18 protein-coding genes and 1 tRNA gene are annotated in these 19,175 nt (G+C 36.3%); 7 read left to right on the top strand and 12 right to left on the bottom strand.

Annotated features, from left to right (window positions below; all coding sequences use genetic code 11):
• Positions 1–19: 19 nt before the first annotated feature.
• Positions 20–1,078 (bottom strand): hypothetical protein, encoded by a 1,059-nt coding sequence (locus tag A3H37_03865; GenBank protein ID OGL49081.1) that lies wholly within the window; start codon positions 1,076–1,078, stop codon positions 20–22.
• A gap of 154 nt (positions 1,079–1,232) precedes the next feature.
• Here A3H37_03865 and A3H37_03860 point away from each other — a divergent pair, with 154 nt between their 5' ends.
• Complete coding sequence (locus A3H37_03860) at positions 1,233–2,186, top strand: UDP-glucose 4-epimerase (GenBank protein ID OGL49080.1); 954 nt, start codon at positions 1,233–1,235, stop codon at positions 2,184–2,186.
• Here A3H37_03860 and A3H37_03855 read toward each other — a convergent pair.
• The 4 genes from A3H37_03855 to A3H37_03840 form a co-directional block, all read right to left on the bottom strand.
• Complete coding sequence (locus A3H37_03855) at positions 2,183–2,866, bottom strand: glycosyl transferase (GenBank protein OGL49079.1); 684 nt, start codon at positions 2,864–2,866, stop codon at positions 2,183–2,185. The genes A3H37_03860 and A3H37_03855 overlap by 4 nt on opposite strands.
• Before the next feature lie 12 nt (positions 2,867–2,878).
• A complete protein-coding gene (locus A3H37_03850) occupies positions 2,879–3,742 on the bottom strand; it encodes a phosphoribose diphosphate--decaprenyl-phosphate phosphoribosyltransferase (GenBank protein ID OGL49078.1) in 864 nt (287 codons plus the stop codon).
• Positions 3,743–3,857: 115 nt separating this feature from the next.
• Positions 3,858–5,138 carry a hypothetical protein gene (locus A3H37_03845; protein ID OGL49077.1) on the bottom strand — a complete coding sequence of 427 codons (1,281 nt, stop codon included), beginning with the start codon at positions 5,136–5,138 and terminating at the stop codon, positions 3,858–3,860.
• A 54-nt stretch (positions 5,139–5,192) separates the two neighbouring features.
• Positions 5,193–6,248, bottom strand: a complete 1,056-nt coding sequence (locus A3H37_03840; GenBank protein OGL49076.1) for a hypothetical protein — start codon at positions 6,246–6,248, stop codon at positions 5,193–5,195.
• A gap of 227 nt (positions 6,249–6,475) precedes the next feature.
• On the opposite strand from A3H37_03840, the gene A3H37_03835 reads away from it, so the two are divergent.
• Both A3H37_03835 and A3H37_03830 read left to right on the top strand, forming a co-directional pair.
• The gene (locus tag A3H37_03835; protein ID OGL49075.1) at positions 6,476–6,985 is read left to right on the top strand and encodes a 5-(carboxyamino)imidazole ribonucleotide mutase; all 510 of its coding nucleotides are present in this window, start codon (positions 6,476–6,478) and stop codon (positions 6,983–6,985) included.
• Between the two features lie 75 nt (positions 6,986–7,060).
• Positions 7,061–7,990, top strand: coding sequence for a hypothetical protein (locus A3H37_03830; GenBank protein OGL49159.1), 930 nt, complete (start codon positions 7,061–7,063; stop codon positions 7,988–7,990).
• Between the two features lie 15 nt (positions 7,991–8,005).
• Here the strand turns inward: A3H37_03830 and A3H37_03825 are convergent, their stop codons facing one another.
• The 3 genes from A3H37_03825 to A3H37_03815 are packed head-to-tail and all read right to left on the bottom strand — an operon-like array spanning position 8,006 to position 11,392.
• Entirely contained in the window at positions 8,006–8,839 is an 834-nt protein-coding gene (locus A3H37_03825; protein OGL49158.1) for a peptide ABC transporter permease, read from the bottom strand.
• Between the two features lie 32 nt (positions 8,840–8,871).
• A complete protein-coding gene (locus tag A3H37_03820) occupies positions 8,872–9,789 on the bottom strand; it encodes a peptide ABC transporter permease (GenBank protein ID OGL49074.1) in 918 nt (305 codons plus the stop codon).
• Position 9,790: 1 nt separating this feature from the next.
• The gene (locus A3H37_03815) at positions 9,791–11,392 is read right to left on the bottom strand and encodes an oligopeptide-binding protein oppA (protein OGL49157.1); all 1,602 of its coding nucleotides are present in this window, start codon (positions 11,390–11,392) and stop codon (positions 9,791–9,793) included.
• Between the two features lie 371 nt (positions 11,393–11,763).
• On the opposite strand from A3H37_03815, the gene A3H37_03810 reads away from it, so the two are divergent.
• Positions 11,764–11,835: transfer RNA gene (locus A3H37_03810), tRNA-Thr, on the top strand.
• On the opposite strand, the gene A3H37_03805 is transcribed toward A3H37_03810, so the two are convergent.
• The gene (locus A3H37_03805) at positions 11,835–13,229 is read right to left on the bottom strand and encodes a hypothetical protein (GenBank protein OGL49156.1); all 1,395 of its coding nucleotides are present in this window, start codon (positions 13,227–13,229) and stop codon (positions 11,835–11,837) included. The two genes, A3H37_03810 and A3H37_03805, sit on opposite strands and share 1 nt — an antisense overlap.
• 563 nt (positions 13,230–13,792) lie before the next feature.
• Here A3H37_03805 and A3H37_03800 point away from each other — a divergent pair.
• Positions 13,793–14,086, top strand: a complete 294-nt coding sequence (locus A3H37_03800; protein OGL49073.1) for a hypothetical protein — start codon at positions 13,793–13,795, stop codon at positions 14,084–14,086.
• A gap of 49 nt (positions 14,087–14,135) precedes the next feature.
• Here the strand turns inward: A3H37_03800 and A3H37_03795 are convergent, their stop codons facing one another.
• Both A3H37_03795 and A3H37_03790 read right to left on the bottom strand, forming a co-directional pair.
• The gene (locus A3H37_03795) at positions 14,136–14,603 is read right to left on the bottom strand and encodes a hypothetical protein (GenBank protein ID OGL49072.1); all 468 of its coding nucleotides are present in this window, start codon (positions 14,601–14,603) and stop codon (positions 14,136–14,138) included.
• A gap of 148 nt (positions 14,604–14,751) precedes the next feature.
• Positions 14,752–15,588, bottom strand: a complete 837-nt coding sequence (locus tag A3H37_03790) for a hypothetical protein (GenBank protein OGL49071.1) — start codon at positions 15,586–15,588, stop codon at positions 14,752–14,754.
• Between the two features lie 417 nt (positions 15,589–16,005).
• Between A3H37_03790 and A3H37_03785 the strand changes: the two genes are divergently transcribed.
• Positions 16,006–16,494, top strand: coding sequence for a hypothetical protein (locus A3H37_03785; protein ID OGL49070.1), 489 nt, complete (start codon positions 16,006–16,008; stop codon positions 16,492–16,494).
• A 111-nt stretch (positions 16,495–16,605) separates the two neighbouring features.
• On the top strand, positions 16,606–17,532 hold the full coding sequence (locus A3H37_03780; GenBank protein OGL49069.1) for a type II secretion system protein GspN: 927 nt from the start codon (positions 16,606–16,608) through the stop codon (positions 17,530–17,532).
• 15 nt (positions 17,533–17,547) lie between these two features.
• Here the strand turns inward: A3H37_03780 and A3H37_03775 are convergent.
• A partial coding sequence (locus A3H37_03775) for a copper-translocating P-type ATPase (GenBank protein ID OGL49068.1) occupies positions 17,548–19,175 on the bottom strand: 1,628 nt, incomplete at its 5' end.

Below are 19,175 nucleotides of genomic sequence, written 5' to 3'. Positions count from 1 at the left end.
TTAATTAGATATTGTAGCTTTAATAAAGCGCTGTTGTGTCAGGTTTGCCATCTCCGTCAGTATCTTCTTCTGTTTTTACCAGCCTATCTCCTTCATAGTACTCCCATTTATCTACTTTGCCGTCTTTGTTGGTATCCTTTCCACGCCTGCTTAATCTTCCGTTTTTGTAATATTCCCAACTGCCAATTCTTCCGTCTTTGTTCGAGTCTTCTTCTACTTTTAATATATATTTTCCCTCATAGTATTCCCACCTGTCAGGTTTCCCATCTTTGTTCTCATCAAGCGCTCTTTTGACCAAGGAATTGTTTCTTAGGGAATCCCATTCATCAATTTTTCCATCAAAATTGTTATCTACTTCTATTCTTGTCCTTTCACCTTTTTCATAAAATTCAAATAAATCAGATTTTTTGTCTTTATTCCTATCAATTTCGATCCTTGCAAGTTCCTGGTTTGGGCCATAAAACTGTTTTCTATCAATAATTCCATCTTCATTAGTATCTGCATTAATTTCAGCTACTTTTCCGTTTTCATTAAAATAGCTCCAAGTATCAATTTTCCCATTTTTATTTGAGTCGATTTCTTCCTTTACAATTTTCCCGTTTTTAAAATATTGTATTCTGTCTATCTTCCCATCAAAATCCTGGTCGGCTTCAGCTTTTTCTAATTCTCCTTCGGTCAAATACTGCCAGATATCAGCCTTTCCGTCGTAGTTTGAATCTCGCTCAACTTTTGTTATTTTTCCTTGTTTATCAAGGGTTTGCCATACATCTTCATTTCCATCTTTGTTAGTATCATAACCGACTTTGACTCTAATTTTACCAACCCAATAGTGCCATTCTTCTGGTTTGCCGTCTTTACCTTTCACTATTTTTACACGTTCTTTGGGTTTGGCAACTTGTTGTTCCTCGGGTTTTGCTGTTTGTTCCGGTGATGCAGGAGTGCCTGCAATGGCTTGGTCTTGTTTTGATGTCTGCTCGGTTATATTAAGGCTTTTTTCTTCGCTGCTAATAGCTTTACAGTTTGAAATTCCAAGCAGGAATGTAACGCTAATGATAAAAATAAAAAGGTTTTTAACCATTTTTCACTCCTTGTTGCTTTTTCCTTATATTAAGAAACTAAGATGCTTTCCCCCTTTTTTTTAAATAGCTTAAGTTTTTTATAAAGTCAATTTTTTTTTAGCCTTATATAAAAATTCTTGCTTTATAGGCAGAGTTTAGTTATCTTGTGCGACCATGCGCGCATTAGTCACAGGTGTAGCCGGTTTTATAGGGTCCCATCTTGCAGAGAGACTCATAGGGATAGGGGTAAATGTTATAGGGATAGATTCTTTTACAGATTTTTATCCTCGCAAAGTAAAAGAATATAATTTAAGCAGATTGAATTATCAGCCCGGATTCAGCCTTATTGCTGGTTCCTTGCTACAACTAGATTTAGCTCAATTTTTGGAGGAAACTGATTATGTTTTTCATCTTGCTGCACAAGCAGGAGTTCGTTCAAGCTGGGGAAAGAGTTTTTCAATCTACTCAGAAAACAATGTCCTGGCAACCCAGAGACTTTTAGAAGCATCAAAGGAATTTAAAATAAAGAAGTTTATATGCGCATCTTCTTCATCAGTTTATGGTGATACAGAAGACCTTCCTATGAGAGAAGAAGGAAAAGTAAGGCCTATATCTCCTTATGGAGTAACAAAACTAGCCTGTGAGCACCTTTGCGATTTATATTATAAAAACTACAATATTCCTGTAGTCTCCCTAAGGTATTTCACAGTATTTGGTCCAAGACAAAGGCCAGATATGGCATTCAACATCTTTCTAAGAACAATTCTTGAAGATAAAGAAATAATTGTATATGGAGACGGAGAACAAACAAGAGACTTTACTTTTGTTTCAGATATTGTTGACGGAACAATAGCAGTAATAAACAGCAGGGTTGAAGGTGAAATATTTAATCTTGGAGGTGGCAGCAGAATAAGCTTAAAAAAGGCATTAGCAATTATTGAAAAAACAGTAAAATCTAATTTGAAAGTAAGATGCATAGAAAGCCAGAAAGGGGATGTTAAAGATACTTTTGCTGATACTTCAAAGGCGCGTAAAATGCTTGGTTTTTTGCCAAAGGTAGGGGTCGAGGAAGGTTTAGCACGGGAATTTGAATGGATAAAAGAGGCTAAGGAGAAAAATATTATCTAATCTTTTACTTTATATCTTATTATACACCATATGGCAATAATTCCGTCTTTCCATGTAATTTTTTTCCCTTCTGAGTAATCTCTTCCAAAATATGAAATTGGAACTTCATAAATTCTATATCTTCTTTTTGCAATTTTTACTGTGAATTCCGGTTCAAACCCAAATCTGTTGGATTTCAGATTAATACCATTTAAAACTTCTTTCTTGAAAACTTTATAACATGTTTCCATATCAGTTAGATTAAGGTTTGTGAATATATTGGAAAGTGTTGTTAAAATTTTGTTTCCAAGATAATGCCAGAAAAGAAGAACTCTATGTGGTCCGGCTAAAAATCTTGAACCAAAAACCACATCAGCATTTCCTTCAATAATTGGGGTAATAAGTTTTTCGTACTCTCTTGGATCATATTCAAGGTCAGCATCCTGAATTATTACAATATCACCAGACACATACTTGAATCCGGTTCTTAAAGCTGCACCTTTGCCCATGTTTTTATCATGGAAAAAGATTCTATATCTATTATTATCTTCCAATGACTTTAGTATTTCTCTTGTTCCGTCAGTTGAGTAATCATCAACAATAATAATTTCTTTGTCTGAAATTACACTATCTACCTTCCTGATAAGGTCTTTAATGGTGTTTTTTTCATTATAAACAGGGATTACAACTGATAGTTTCATTTAAAAGCTTTCTCAATTAAAAAAGTAAACAATATAGATGCTGCTTAAACCCCATAAAAGCAAATTGATAATAATCGGTACATCTGTAAGCAATATAATCTCTGGGTTTCCCCCTTTTCCCTTCTGATGAATAAGATATAAATACCTGAAGATTCCATATACCACAAAAGGGATTGTGAACTCAAGGTTTGGGCATATGGCATCAGATGAAAGTGTATATATAGAATAGGCAAGCACTGTAGAAGGAGTGACAACTGATATCATCTGGTCCAGAAAATACGGACTATACTCTTCAAGAATTTTTCTGTGCTTACCAGCCTGGTCATTTAACAGAACAAGTTCATGTCTGCGTTTGCCAAGGGCTAGAAAGAGAGAAAGAAGAAATGTGCAGATGAGAAACCATGAAGAAACTCTGACTTCTATTGCCAATGCACCAGCCACAGCCCTTAGGACAAAGCCCATAGAGATTATGAGTACATCCAGAATTACAATATGTTTAAGAAAGGTAGAATACAGAACAAAACATAGAAAATATATTGCCCCCATTATTCCAAGATAGAAATGGAGTACAAATGATAGAGATAAGCATATTAAGGCTAGTAATAATGCTAATGTTGCAGCAAGGCTTATTTTTATCTTGCCTGAAGGTAATGGCCTGAGGCACTTTAAGGGATGCCTCCTATCATTTTCCAAATCAAAGATATCATTGATAATATATATGCTTGAGGAGAGACCGCAAAAGAGAATGAAAGCAAAAAAGCTCTTTGTCAGCAGTGTTTCATTAAAAAGGTTTCCAGAAAAGATAAGTCCTGAAAATATAATCAGATTCTTTGTCCATTGTTTTGGCCTTAAAATTTGAATTACAGCATTTATCATTAAAAGATTAATCCTATTTGAATCAATTAAAATAGCATTTAATATTCCATGTCAAGAAAAAGAGGAATATTTGAGATTTGATAGATATCGGTGAGCAGTTTGTCACCCTTTATTCCTATAATATTGATAATTTGTTATAAACCACTTGTCCGTTTATTACCGACAAACAGACTTCTTTTTTTTCTCTGACAAGATATTCTGCTAAGTTTTCCGGCTTTACTTTTTCTGGAATTTTAACTGCTATGAAATCAGCAAACTTTCCAGGAGCAAGGCTTCCTGTTTTATTTTTTAATCCAATGCAAAAAGCTCCGCCTAAAGTTGCGATTTGTAAAATCTTTTCTGAACAGATAGAGGGATGAAAAGATTTGAGCATTCGCATTTCATCAAACATATTGTAACAATTATTGCTTGCAAGGCTATCTGTTCCGAGAGAAACAGGTATTGAATTTTGCAGACAATCTATAAGCGGAGAGCTTTTTCTTTCAAACCATTCATTGTTACTCTTTGGGCAGAAGATTACTTTGATTTTGAGTTTTTTCGCAATTTTCAAGTCTTCATTGTCAAAGAAATTAAAATGGACAATGCTTGTTTTAGAAGTAAACACATTCATAGTATAAAGGTATTTTAAAGGAGAACACACAGGCGCTTTCCATTTTTTATCAAAACTATTAAGCCCTGAAAGAAGAGCCTTAAAGGGACCATTGCCTTTTTTTAAAAATCTTATTTCTTCTTCTGTTTCAGCAAGGTGAATTGATACTGGAAGTTTCAATCTTTTTGCAAGATCGCTTGAGAGTTTGAAAAGGTAAGGAGATACCGAGTAAGAGGAATGAGGAGAGAGCCCTATATCAATAAGCGAATATTCTTTCAAAAGAAGACTTTTAGAAATAGCTACCTTCATACACAATTCATAGAAAGCATTTACAGCATTTTTTTCTTTAAATCCTATTATTTCATGAAAAACGACTCCTCTTGCACCAAGCCTTTTCATTACCTTAGGAGTAAATCCTGTGCCGGAGATATCTCCAAAGGTTGTAATGCCGCCTTTTATTGACTCAAGAATTCCACTTTCTATGGATTTCTCATAGTCTTTTTCAGATATTTTCTTTTTTGCATCAATTACTTCAAGAATCCATTTTGAGAATGAATGTCTTTCTCTTGTTATTCCTTTTAGGCAGGAAAGCTCGAGATGGGTATGTGCATTTACAAAACCAGGCATAATCAAAAATCCAGGAAGTAATACTAATTTATCTTTTCTTGTTTTTGTAATATCAGAAAAAGAAGAGACTTCAACTATCCTGTTACCTTTTATTTTTATTGCCCCATCACTTATTAATGGAGAATCTATTGGTAAGACATAGGAAGCCCGGAAAATGGTTACGCTACTGTTAATAGGCATCATTAAAATATTTTTTGATTCGCTCTCTATGCATTTTCAGTCTGTTCTGCCGGACTATCTGTCTTTTACTACTCCGTAGAGCATTGCGGAAAGCAAGGGTTGAACTTTGTTGTCAGTTTTAATATCTATTTTCCCATTGAATGAGCCAGCAGGAGCAACAGGAAGCAAAGATAGAGTTAACTCGATGTTTTCCTTTGGCAAAAGAGTTTTTTCTTTAAAATTTAATTTAATGAATTCAAAGCTTGACTCCACTTCCAATAATTTTAGAGCTATGTTGCTGTTGTTGGCAATCTTTATTTTTTGCTCGGATTTCCCCCCTTTTTTAACTACTCCAAAATAAATATTGTCAGGGGTTAATATTATATCACCAAGAATTTTTCCTGTAGCGGCGATAACGAGTTTTTTATCTGAATGTTGGGCAGTAGCAATCTCTATATTCCCGAAAAAATTACCTGGTGAAGAGGATGATGTTAATGTCAAATTAATTGTTATTTCTTCATTGGGGTTTATTTCTTTTTCAAATTCACCTACCTTGATATCCTTAATATCTATTTTAACCTCTTTTATGGTAACGGGCTCATTTGTAAGATTTTTTACAGCAAACCCTCTTGACACAGTTTCTCCGTTTTTTAAACTGCCAAAGTCTATATATTTTGGGTTTGCTTCGAGAAATGCCTGAACATTTGCCTTTATATTTAATGTATATTTTCCATTATCCGGGTCATTTGAAAAAACAAGAACTGTTCTTTTAACTTTTCCCTGGAAGCTTTTAGATGAAAAGGCAACTTTAATCTCTCCGTTTTCTCCGGGAGGTATAACCTTTGAACTAATAAGTGCTGCTGTACAGCTGCAGGATGATTTCAAATGGTCAATTCTCAAATCAGCATCTCCTGTGTTTTTAAATTTAAATATATGCTCAACAGTTACCTGTTGTTCGATTTTACCAAAATCAAAGAAATCTTCCTGAAACTGGATTTTTGCTTTTTTTGTTTTCTCAGATGGTTTAGCAGGATTAGATTTGTTGTTATTTTCTTCTGTTAAGGCTGTGAAAGGCAAAGCCAGAATCAATAAGACTAAACTGCAATTGAATAAAATTTTCAAACGATTCATTTTTTTCTCCTTATTCAAGGTTAAACTTTTTATAATTCCAATTTTAAAGATTTGAACTTGATTTGAAATTTGGATTCTGGTATTATAATAAACTATTAATCTTTAATAACATTTTATTATAATATTAAATAATAAATTTTTCAACAAGTTTTTGTTTATGGAAACATCAGATAATCAGGCTTTAATAAATCTGCACTAAAAATATATATCTTTGAAAAGGGAGAATAATCTTGAAATCTATAGTTGAAATTGTAATGGGAAGCGATTCAGATATTTTCATTATGGAAGAAGCTGAAGAGGTTTTAAAGGAATTCAAAATTCCTTATTCAGTACGTATAATCTCAGCCCACCGTACTCCTGATATAGCAGGAGAATATGGCAGGAATCTTTTGAAGAGAGGGGTAAGGGTAATTATTGCAGGCGCAGGTGCTGCAGCACATCTTGCAGGAGCAATTGCTTCTCACACAACCATCCCAGTAATTGGGGTGCCGTTAAGTACTTCTCCCCTTTCCGGGATAGATTCTCTTTTATCAACTGTTCAGATGCCGGGAGGAATTCCTGTGGCAACTATGGCTATTGGAAAGGCTGGAGCAAAAAATGCTGCTATATTTGCTGTTCAGATATTGTCGCTTGAAGACAAAAAGTTAGCTGAGGCTTTAAAGAATTACAAAAAAAAGATGGCAGATGAGGTTGTTGAAAAGGACAGAAAGCTCCGTAAGGCAAAATCTACTAAATAATTTTTTTCTGAGGAAAAAATAATGGATAAAAAAATTGAAAATGGAAAAAGAGGTTTAGAAAAAATCCCTGAAGGCATGGAAGATGAAAAAACAATTAATGCAAAAATTCTTGTTGTTGATGATGAAGACACGCTGAGAAATATGCTGACTGATGTTCTTGTTGAGGAAGGGTATGAAGTTTTTGCAGCGCCAAACGGAGAAGAAGCAGTTAAAAAACTCAGGGAGGAATATTTTGAGCTGGTGATCACTGATATCATGATGCCAGGTCTAAATGGGATAGGTGTTTTAAAGGCTGCAAAGGAGATTGAGCCAGGAACTGATATCATAGTAATGACTGGATATGCTTCAGTTGAAACCGCAGTTGAATCTATGAGGCTTGGAGCTTCAGATTACATAACCAAACCTTTTAACATTGACCAGATAAAAATCGTGGTTTCAAGAACGCTTAAAAGAAGAATTCTTGAAAAAAGGGCAGAAGAAGGGGATTTTTACAAAGAGATTTCAAAAATTGATACCATTACACATCTGTTCAATCACAAGACTTTCCATCAATTGCTTGAGGCTGAGACAGGAAGGGCAAAAAGACAGACTCAGCCATTATCCCTGATTATGGCTGATATAGATAACTTCAAAGTTTATAATGAAATAAACGGCTACCCAAAAGGGGATTTTGTCCTGAAGCAAATTGCACTGATACTGACAAGCTTGTGCAGGAACTGCGATCTAATAGCAAGATATGGTGGAGATGCGTTTGCAATAATAATTCCGGGGTCCAATAAAGATGGGGCTTCGCTGGTTGCAAGAAGATTAAAAAAGAATATTGAAGAGGGGAAGTTTGATAATGAAGAAGTTCTCCCAAGCAAAAACCTTACCATTTCTATCGGACTTGCTTCTTTTCCTGAAGATGCAAGCAGCAAAAAGGAGTTAATGGAAAGAGTTGAGGAAGCTTTGAGAGAAGCAAAGCTGAGAGGAATCAACCAATTGGTTATCTGCGGGAAAAATTAACTTTGCAGTTTTAACCTACTTAATTCTTAATACATAATCCTTATTACTACTTATTTTATATTTCATTTCCGGATCAAAGTAGTCTCTAATAAAATCACCAAAAAAATTAAAAGATAGTATAGTTAAAAATATTGTTACACTTGGAAAGATGAGAAGATGCGGATAAAACTTTATTGCAGACCATCCATCATTAGACAGAGTTCCCCAGCTTGAAAATGGCGGAGTTATCCCTAATCCGACAAAGCTTAAGGTGGATTCTGCAAGTATTGCTGCAGGTATCCGGAATGTTAGTGTTACGATTAACGGTCCAAAAGTGTTTGGTAAAAGATGATTAAAGATTATTCTGAAATTTGAAGCACCAAGTTCTCTGGCAACTTCAATGAATACCTGTTCTTTGAGTTTTAAAACTTCTCCGCGAATTAGCCTTGCTATTGTTACCCAGCTGACCATAGAGAGTGCAATAAATATTCCCCAGAGGCTTCTGCCAATTACTACTGAAATTAAAATTATCAGAAGAAGGTCAGGTAATGAGTAGATTATATCCACAAGCCTCATCATAAAGTCATCTGTTTTGCCTCCTGCGAGTCCTGAAATAGCACCGTAAACAGCTCCAATTGCAAGAGATATGAGCGAAGAAACAATTCCAATAAGCATTGATATCCGTGCTCCGTAAATTATTCTGCTTAAAATATCCCGTCCCAGCCTGTCAGTTCCAAGGAGATGTTTTAAGGAAGGTCCTTTTAAAACATCGCTGGTATCCTGTGCATCAAAAGGGTAAGGAGAGAGGTAAGGAGAAAAAATTGCAGCAGAACATACAGTAGTAATAACAAAAAGGCTCAGAAGAGCTATTCTGTCTTTCTTTATTCTTTCAACAAATTGCCTCATTGAACCCTCACTCTCGGGTCAATCAGCGAGTAAATAATATCTACAACAATATTTGCAACTATTATAAGAGCAGTATATATCAGAGTTATCCCGATTATCAGCGGATAGTCCCTGTTTGTTACAGCGGTTATGAAAAACTTACCAATGCCTGGGATTGAGAATATATACTCAACAATAAATGACCCTGTTATAAGAGTTGCTCCAAGAGGACCCAATATTGTTACTACAGGAGAAAGAGCATTTTTCAGAATGTGCTTGAAAAGAATTAGGGGTTCACTCAATCCCTTTGACCTTGCAGTTTTGATATAGTCTTTGTTCATTGTCTCGATAATGCTGCCTCTGACAAGCCTTGATATGTAAGCTGCTGGTCCGATGCCAAGCGTTATTGCCGGAAGAATGATGTGTCTGGGGCTTTCCCACAGGGCTGAGGGGAGGAGTTTGAGAATATTTGAGAACACAAGAATAAGAAGCGCTGCGAGCACAAAATTTGGTATAGAAACCCCGACAGTAGCAAAGAACTGGCTTAACCTGTCAATAAGAGTGTTAACCTTTAAAGCAGAAATAATCCCTGTGCTTATCCCAAGCACTATAGCAGTAATAAACGCCAATATTCCAAGCTCAGCCGACACAGGAAATGTCTGAGCAATGATATCATTAACATTTCTGGTGAGGTATTTATATGAGGGACCAAAATTTCCTTTTGCAAGGTTTGACATATAGATGAAATACTGGATGGCTACAGGCTTATCCAGATTGTATTTAGCTTCAATGTTTATTTTTATTTCCTGTGGAAGATTTTTTTCCTGGTCAAATGGACCACCGGGTACAATATGCATCAGGAAAAAAGTCAGAGAAGCTACTATAAAAAGGACAGGGAAACCCAAAAGAAATCTTTTTAAAATGAATTTAGCCATTTTATTTTATATAAATCTTTTTGAGATAAAGAATATCCATTGCATCTGGTTTAAATCCTTTAATTTTGTTTTTTAAAAGAATATTCTGGGCTGCAACAAAAAGAGGCATTATAGGTATATCTTCTTCGCATAGGATTTTCTGAGCCCTATCATAAATTTTTGTTCTTAAGGTTCTGGTTCTTTCTGCTGTGCCGATTGCAATCAGCCGGTCGTATTCTGGATTTCCCCACCCTGTATTATTGTTGCCGCTATGAGTGGTGAAGAGGTTCATAAAATTATCAGGGTCAGGGTAATCTGCTCCCCATCCGAGCCTGAAAATCTGGGGAGTGTTAGTCTTTAGGTTTTTCAGATAGACTTTCCACTCCTGGTTATCAAGGATAACATTCATATTGAGGTTTTTTTTAAGCTGAGACTGTATGTTTTCAGCAATTAATTTATTTTCTGAATCTGTGTTGAAAGCAATTGTAACTGTAGGAAAATTTTCCCCGTGGGGATAACCTGCCTCTGATAGAAGTTTTCTTGCTGACTCAGGATTAAACCTGATTCCAATTTCTTTGTTGTATCCGAACATCCCCTTTGGAATCCATGAGCTGGCAGGCAATTCTCCTCCTTTTAACAACTCGACAATCTTAGCTCTGTCAATTGCCATTGTGAAAGCCTTTCTGACCCTTACATCATTAAAAGGTTTTTTCCTGATATTAAAGCCATAATAATATCCGCGGAGTTGGGGGAAATTGATATATTCTTTGTGATTTTTATAATAACTTATTGCAAGTGGCGGGATATTTACCATATCAAGGTCTCCGGTTTCATAAAGGGTAAGGGCTGTGTTGTTTTCTCCAACAACAAACATTTTTATCCGGTCGATTTTCGGAGTATCTCCGTAATATTTCCTGTTTGAAACAAGCTCCAATTTATATTCATGTTCCCATCTATCCAGCTTAAAGGGTCCATTGGTTATAATATTTTCTGGCTCTGCCCATCTGTTGTTAAACTTTTCAATTATGTCTTCCCTTAATGGAAATGTAACCATAAAGGTTGTAAGGCTTGGAAAATATACAACAGGTTTTTTAAGATGGATTTCAAGAATCCTGTCTGATTTTGCTCTTACTCCAACCAGCGAAGAATCCTTTATAGCCCCTGAATTATATTCAAAGGCATTTACCAAATCAGAAAGAAAGTATGCATATTCAGCGCCTGTTTTTGGATTAAGCAGTCTCTTCCATGAATATTCAAAATCATAAGCAGTTACAGGTTTCCCATCAGTCCAAAATACATCATCTCTTAAAAAAAATGTTATTCTTTTACCGTCCTCTGATGTTTCCCATTTTCTGGCAATGGCAGGTACTGGATTCAAGTCATCATCAAACTGTGTCAGGCCCTCCATGATGTTTGTTATAACACGAAAGGATACATTATCTGTTGCAAGCGACCAGTCAAGGGTTGGCGGCTCAGAGGATACATTCATACGGAATATTTTTTCTGTTGCAGGTTCAGAGTCGTTAATATCTTGCTTTCTACAAGCAGAGAGAGTAAAGAAAGAAATGAGAATAATAATTAAAAAGATGCCTTTTATGGCTTGATTTATTATTTTTGTTGATATAAGAAAGCTCAGGTATTTTAAACAAAAGTATATTTTTTCAAAAAAATTCCCTTTCATAGTTCTTGTTAACTTCTAAAAGTGGTTAAAATAATAAAACTAAATATTTTGAAAGGAGTGACTATCGTATGGGTAACCAATATAATTCAATGGAAAAAAGAGCAAGAAGGAAAAGAAAGATTAAGAGAAAAAAGAAGGAGGGAAAACTTTTAAAACAGCAGAAGAAGGCTCAGAAAGAGGCTCCAAGCCAATCCCAGCCTTCTGAGAAAAAGGCTACATAAGGAATATTAAATCCTAAATTCAAAATTCTAAACAATGACAAAAATCCAAATGTTCAAAAGGTTTTGAATTCAGGTAAGATGACCACAACTTTTGCCGGTGTAGCTCAGGGGTAGAGCAACTGATTCGTAATCAGTAGGTCGGGAGTTCGATTCTCCCTGCCGGCTTAAAGGTCTATTGTAAAACTTTCATGGTCTTCTGGTATTATCACTTCCCATCCAAAGGTACTCCTGATTTTTTCCGCCAAAGCCAATGATGAATCAGGTTCCCCGTGAACAATAAATGTTTTTAAAGGCGGACGGTTAAACCCCATTAGCCACGCCAGGGTTTCATTATAATCTGCATGTGCTGAAAATCCTGAGATGTTTTCAATTTTTGCTCGTATGGGGACTTGCTGTCCATGAATCTTAACAGCAGGGTTTCCTTCTAAAATGGCTCTACCGCGTGTTCCTTGAGCCTGATAACCAATAAAAAGGAATGTATTGCCAGGTTGAGGAAGTCGGTGGACCATGTGATGCAAGATACGTCCACCTTCAGCCATCCCGCTTGCAGATATGATAATCCCTGCTCCCGTTTTTTTATTCAATTGTTTTGATTGTTTTTTCTCCCTGCAAAAATTTAAATTGTGGGGTTGTAAGATATGTTTCCCGTTAAGTTCCAAAACCTTTGCTGCAAGATTGTAATCCCCTCTTCTCTTTTCAAACACCTCAGTGACGTCAATAGCCATTGGAGAATCAACATATACTGGAAGAGAAGGAATTCTATCTTGTTCCTCCAATGCTCGAATACTATATAATAATTCCTGTGTTCTGCCTACGGCAAAAGAAGGGATTACCAGCACACCACCGCGGTCAATACTCTCGTTAATTACGCGTGCCAGTTCTTCTTCAGGAGGATTTTGGTCATGAATGTGATTGCCATAGGTAGACTCAAGGACGAGGTAATCTACTTCGAATACCTGAACAGGGTCCCTTAATATTGGTCTTGATGGTCTGCCAAGGTCGCCGCTGAATACAATTCTTGCAACCTTCTTGTCAGCGGTACTCTTTATGTCAACAAATGATGACCCTATGATATGCCCTGCATCCTTAAATTTAACTCTCAGGCTGTTGGTAATGAACAGGTCTTTCCCGTAATAGACAGGCTCAAAATAGTTCATAGCCTTTTGGGCATCTTCTACTGTATAGAGAGGCAGTGCGGGTTTATGTTTGGAAAATTCTCTTTTATTAGCCCAGTATGCATCTTCTTCCTGGAGATGGCCGCTGTCGCGAAGCATGATGTTGCAAAGGTCATAGGTGGCATGGGTACAGTGAATTTTGCCGGAAAAACCCTGCTTACACAACCGTGGCAGATAGCCACTGTGGTCTATATGTGCATGGGTTAGGAAAACGTGGTCGATTTGTGAAGGTTCAACAGGGAATGGATCCCAATTTTTCAGGCGGTTTTTTTTTAATCCCTGAAACAGACCGCAGTCAACGAGTATTTTTTTTTCGTGTATTTCAAGAAGAAAGCGTGAACCTGTAACAGTTCCGGTAGCCCCTAAAAATGTCAGTGTTGACATAGTATTTTTCATCCTTTCCTTATAGAACTCAAATGTTGGTTATCTGTTTATTTGAATTTATATATCTATCAGAAGTCTTAAGAAAATCCAAATAGTATTTATCTTGCAATACTTTTTATCCTTATGTAAAAATCAGTAAAAGAGTTTTTACAGCAACATCTCTTTGGCAATATCTGCAAGTAACTGATTCCAATTATTTTTAGAAATATTTATTGATTTGGCAGAAAAATTAAAGTATAGTCATCAAAAAACATCTTAGAACAGGATGCAAATTATGGATGTAATGATTGTTGGGGCTGATGACCGCCAGGGACTTCATGCAATCCGTTCCCTTGGGAAAAGAGGATTATTAGAGTTGCATATGTTAAGATGTTCTGGAATAAAAGAGGCAATGGCATATATTTCCGGAAACTAAAAGAATAGTTTTTTACTCTCTCTAAATAAATTGCTTGCAATATTTTCTGGGTTCTGCTATATTTAAACAAATTTTTGCGGCATCTAAATTCCATTATAAAAGGCAAAAGTTTTTTGCAAATCTTAACCCCTAATATAGGAGAAACCGTATGGCTACAAAAAAGGTAGCAAAAAAAGCAAAGAAGGCTCGTAAACCGAATCCTGCATTTATGAAACCTATGCAGCCTGACACACTTCTTGCTCCGATTGTAGGGTCAAAAGCTATTCCCCGAACAGAAGTAACCAAAAAGCTGTGGGCTTACATTAAGAAGAATGGTTTGCAGGATAGCAAAAAGAGAACAATGATAAATGCTGATGACAATCTGAAATCAGTCTTCGGAGGCAAAAAACAGGTTAGCATGTTTGAAATGACAAAACTTGTAAGCAGGCACCTCAAAGACTAAATGAAGAAGGCTTCCTGCCTTAATACTGGCAGGAAGCCTTTATTTTTTCTTAAAAATAATCTCTCCTTTGAAGGATTTTTTTCTGAATTGCTTTTTTAAGGGGCCTTGCACCATAGACCGGGTCAAAACCTTCTTTGATTAAAAACTCTTTGGCTTTATCTGCAAGGACGATACTCAGCTTTTTTTCAAACAGTCTTTTCTTCAAAAGTTCTATCTGTATATCAATTATCTTTTTAATATGCTCCCTGCTTAAACTGTGGAAGATGATTGTGTCATCAATTCTGTTCAGAAATTCTGGTCTGAACTGCGCCTTTAATTCCTGCTCAAGGCTGTCCAGTATTGATTTGGGGTTTGCACCAAGCTTCTGAAGGATTGGAATGACAATCCCGTCTGTTTGGATGATTAACGCTACAAGCAGATGTTCGGCATCAATTTCCTGGTGCTGGTAATTTTCAGCTGTGTTCTGGCACTGCTGTATTGCTTCCTGTGCTTTTATTGTAAATTTGTCAAACCTCAAGTTTTTCCTCCTTTATCAAAAACGCTTCAGAAACTTTCTTATATTGATGTTTGAATCTGATAGGCAGGACATTTTCGTCCTGTTCTGCGTTTAGCAGAGATTTTACAACCTCGGCATCTGTCAATTCTTTTTTTTGGAGTTGATAAATTTACTTCCTCATCAGAACAGGACAATCGGAGTTTCTTAATACATATTCTGTTGTGCTCCCTAAAACCATTTCAATGATTCTGCTGTGTCCATGACCTCCCATAAATATAAAATCAATAGAGTTCTTTCTTGAAAAGTCAATAATTTCATCATGGGGATTTCCCTTTGCAGTCTTAAAGGCAGTCTTTATTTTGTATGAACTGAGGTATCTTTTTGCATCATTTAGAATGTTTTCTCCTTCTTCTTCATTCCTGGTTGCAATCAGTACTGTTAACGGAAGGCTAAGGACTGAGGCGAAGTCAGCAGCTGTTTGCATTGCATCGGTTGCGTACCGGCTTCCATCATAACAAAGCATTGTATTTGATGGTTCTTTAAAATTTTTTGGTGTTATCAGAAATGGTTTTCTGCATTTTCTTGTTACAGCTTCAGCAGTTGAGCCAAGAAGCCCTCGGTCAAACCCTGCATTTAATCCTTTTTGTCCAAGAATAACAAGGTCTGCAAGTTTTGTTCTGTTACAGATTTCATTTGATACTATCCCTGTATCAAGAAAGGTGCAGGATTCAACTTCTTTCTGGCTACATCTTTTAGTAAAATCATCAAGAACTTCTCTTCCTTTTTCCTCCAAAATTTCCTTCATTTTGATTGAAAAATTAAGATAGGGTTCAAATCCGAGTGAACCTGAAAGGTCGTGGAAAAATGGTCCCTCAAGGGTTATGATATCAATTACATGTTGGCCATATAATTTACCATTAAACTTTTTTGCAAACCATATCCCATATTCAATTGAAACTTTACTGTAATCTGAACTGTCAACAGGAATTAGTATATTCTTGAACATAATGGTCTCCTTTAAAATTAATCAGCATAACTTATTAAACAATTAAAGCTTTCTGCAGTTTGCCGCAGAAAATCTCCAAATGCAAGGAACAACTTTTTTTGATTTGCCTGCTATGCATTTTCAACTTTAGTCACCCCTTTTACAGCAAATATACCGTTTAAAATCTTTAGCAAAGTTTAATATAATTAGCAAAGAAAATTTTAAAAAGACAGAATGAACAGATTTTTTTAAAAATATCTTTACTTTTTATAGATTAAGATGTTATAAATTTCGCCTAAATTTGGATATTGACTTTATGCTTTTTAGATTTAAGATTTCCTTGCAGATTGATATGAAACATTAGGATTTTTTAGCATAGAAAATACGCTTAAAAGGGTAAAGCCTTTTAAAGACAAGAATGAAGGGAGGTGAAAAATCATGAAATCATTAAGACTGTTAATGATAATAGCAATTGCACTAACACTGGTTTTTGCAGTTTCTTATTCTTTTGCAGAGGAAAAAAAGGAGGCTGAAAAGGCTGCAACTTCTGAAAAAGCTGAGGCACCAAAGGCTGAAAAGGCTGTAGAGAAAAAGGCCAAGAAACCTAAAGTGCCAACCGTAAAAGGAGAAGTTGTTTCTGTAGATGAAAATAGTATCGTAATAAAAGGCGCAAAAGGCGAAGAAACAAAGCTTGAATTGAACAAGGATACTGCATTCAAAAAAGGGAAAAAAGATATAACCCTGCAGGATATAAAAGCAGGAGAAAAAGTTAAGGTTGAGTATTCAGAGGCTGAAGGGAAAATGACAGCCAAGCTAATAAAGGTCTCCGCAGAAAAGGGTAAAGAAAAAGCCAAGGCAAAGGATGATGCAGCAAAGGAAGAAGCACCAAAAGCAGAACCCGCAAAAACTGAGCCTGAGAAGAAATAGATAGATCCTCAGATTTGATGAGTATAAATTTTTGAAAGCGGTCACTATTACAGGTGACCGCTTTCATTTTTTTATATTGAAAAGTTATTATATTAAAGTATATTAAAACAGATGAAAAAAACAGGAATTTTGAAATTACCATCAATTAAAACCTCTCTGAAAAATATAAAAAACTTGCCAAGAGAAGTATTTTTGTATCTGGCTTACGGGTTTTTCTGCCTATTGTTATTTATTTATATACGTTTTCCGTATGAGAAGATTCAGGATGTTTTGCTGACAAGATTTGCTGAAAAAAACTCTTACACTGTGTTAGCAGAAGAAAAGAAATTCAAATTTCCTCTTGGGTTCAGATGGAGAAATGTCAGGGTAGGAAAAACTGAGAATTTTTCTCAGGAGTCTGCTTATAGGATTGATGAATTGGCAGTAAGGATAAATTTAATTCCCCTGATAATTTTAAGGAAAAGTCTTGATTTTGACTGCAAGGCTTATGGTGGCGAAACAGGATGGAGTCTTGTAATCAAGAACAATGGATATAAGGTTGCTGAAGAGACAATAAAGGAGCTTGATTTGAGCAAAATATTTTCTTCAAAGAATACCAAGGAAAGCAAAGTAATTGGAACGATAGCACCGGCTTTTGACTTATTTGTTCCAAAAGAAGGACTTTCGTTTTCAAATGGGAGCGTTTCAATCAAATTAAAAAATTTCAGGATTGAAAATATTTTCCCTCTCCTCCCGAAAATATATCTTACAGAGTTAAAAAGCGAGATAAAGTTTCTCAAAGGGAGGGGGTCTGTAAAGGTTTTAGAGGCAACAGGGGACGATGTTAAGGTTATAGGGAGAGGGAATATTGATTTTGGGAAAACATTGAATGAAAGCAGGCTGAATTTAAGCTTAAAGGTAACTACAATGGGGAAAAGCCCTTTTGGAAAACTTATTTCTGTAATTGGCGGAAGCAGGGGAAGAAGTTTTATCCCTGTTACAGTAACAGGAAATCTTTCAAAGCCAATTATAAGAGTGTCAGGGATAATGTTGAATTAAAAATATGTCAGAAATTCAAAGCTTCTTGGCAATTCTTTTTAACAACAGGGAATTGCTCACAACAGATACTGATGAGAAAGCCATTGCAAGCCCGCACCATTGTGGTGGAAGGGTAAATGAGGGATAGAAAAGCCCGGCAGCTAAAGGTATGCCAATTGCATTATAGAACAAAGCCCAGAAAAAATTCTGTTTTATCTTTGTAAGAGTCTTTTTGCCAAGCCTTATAGCCCTTTCAACATCAAGAAGATCATTTTTTACAAGCACTACATCTCCTGTCTCCTTTGCAACATCTGTTCCTGAGCCTATGGCAATCCCTATGTCAGCCTGTGCAAGCGCCGGAGCATCATTGATTCCGTCTCCAACCATTCCAACCTTCAATCCGTCCTTTTGATATTTTTTCACAGCATTGATTTTGTCTTCAGGGAGCACTTCTGCTTCAAATTCATCAATTCCTACCTCTTTTGCAACATATGAGGCAACTTTCTTGTTGTCTCCTGATATCATGCAGGTTTTAATTCCCATGTTGCGGAGTTTTTTTATAGCCTCAAATGAGTTTTCCTTAATGGTATCAGACAGGGCAAGAATCCCTAACAGCTTTCCATTGGCGGCAACATATATCAGTGTTTTCCCCTGTGATGAAAGCTCATCAGCCTTTTTTGAGAGAGGAGAAATATCGATGCCTGATTCTACGAGGAGTTTGACGTTTCCAATTTTAAGACTGCTTCCGTTGAGTTTACAGGTAATTCCATGTCCGCTTTTTTCGCTAAATTCATTTACTTCCGGTATTTCCAGATTTTTTTCCTTAGCCTTCTTCACTACAGCTTCTGCAAGAGGATGAGTGGAATGTTTTTCTCCTGAAGCTGCAATCTTTAAAAACTCTGAATCTGTCATGCTTCCATTTACCACAATGTTTACCACATCAGGCATCCCTTTTGTTATTGTTCCTGTTTTGTCAAAAAGCACAACTTTCAGTTTTGATATGTTTTCAAGCACTGATGCTTTCTTGAAAAGTATTCCTCTATTAAGCCCTATGCCGCTTCCAACCATAATTGCAGTTGGTGTTGCCAAGCCAAGGGCGCAGGGACATGCAATTACAAGAACTGAAATCATTGTGGTAAAGGCGAAAAGGAACTCTTTGCCGATTGCAAAATACCATACGAGAAAACTTATAACCGCTATACCGACGACTGCAGGAACAAAGTAGTTGGAAACTGTATCGGCAAACCTCTGGATTGGTGCCTTATCCGCCTGGGCATCCTGAACCATCCGTATTATTTGTGAGAGAACAGAGTCTTTTCCGATTTTTGCAGTTTTTATCTTTAAAAAACCTGACTTGTTGATTGTCGCCCCTGTTACCTTGTCTCCGATTTTCTTTTCAACAGGCATTGATTCTCCTGTAAGCATTGACTCATCAACGCTTGATTCTCCCTCAATCACCTCTCCGTCAACCGGTATCTTTTCCCCGGGTTTTACCAGAACTATATCTTCGATTTTAACCTGCGATGCCTGCACCTCTTTTTCTGTTCCATCTACAATAAGACGTGCCTTGTCTGCCTGAAGTTCAAGAAGTTTTTCAAGGGCTGCCCCTGCCCTCCCCTTTGCCCTTGCCTCCATCATCTTGCCAAGAAGGATAAAGGTTAGTA

The sequence above is a fragment of the Candidatus Schekmanbacteria bacterium RIFCSPLOWO2_02_FULL_38_14 genome, assembly GCA_001790855.1.
Classification (GTDB): domain Bacteria; phylum Schekmanbacteria; class GWA2-38-11; order GWA2-38-11; family GWA2-38-11; genus 2-02-FULL-38-14-A.
Note: the sequence above shows the minus strand (reverse complement) of the source record. Positions and strands in the feature narration are given on the sequence as shown.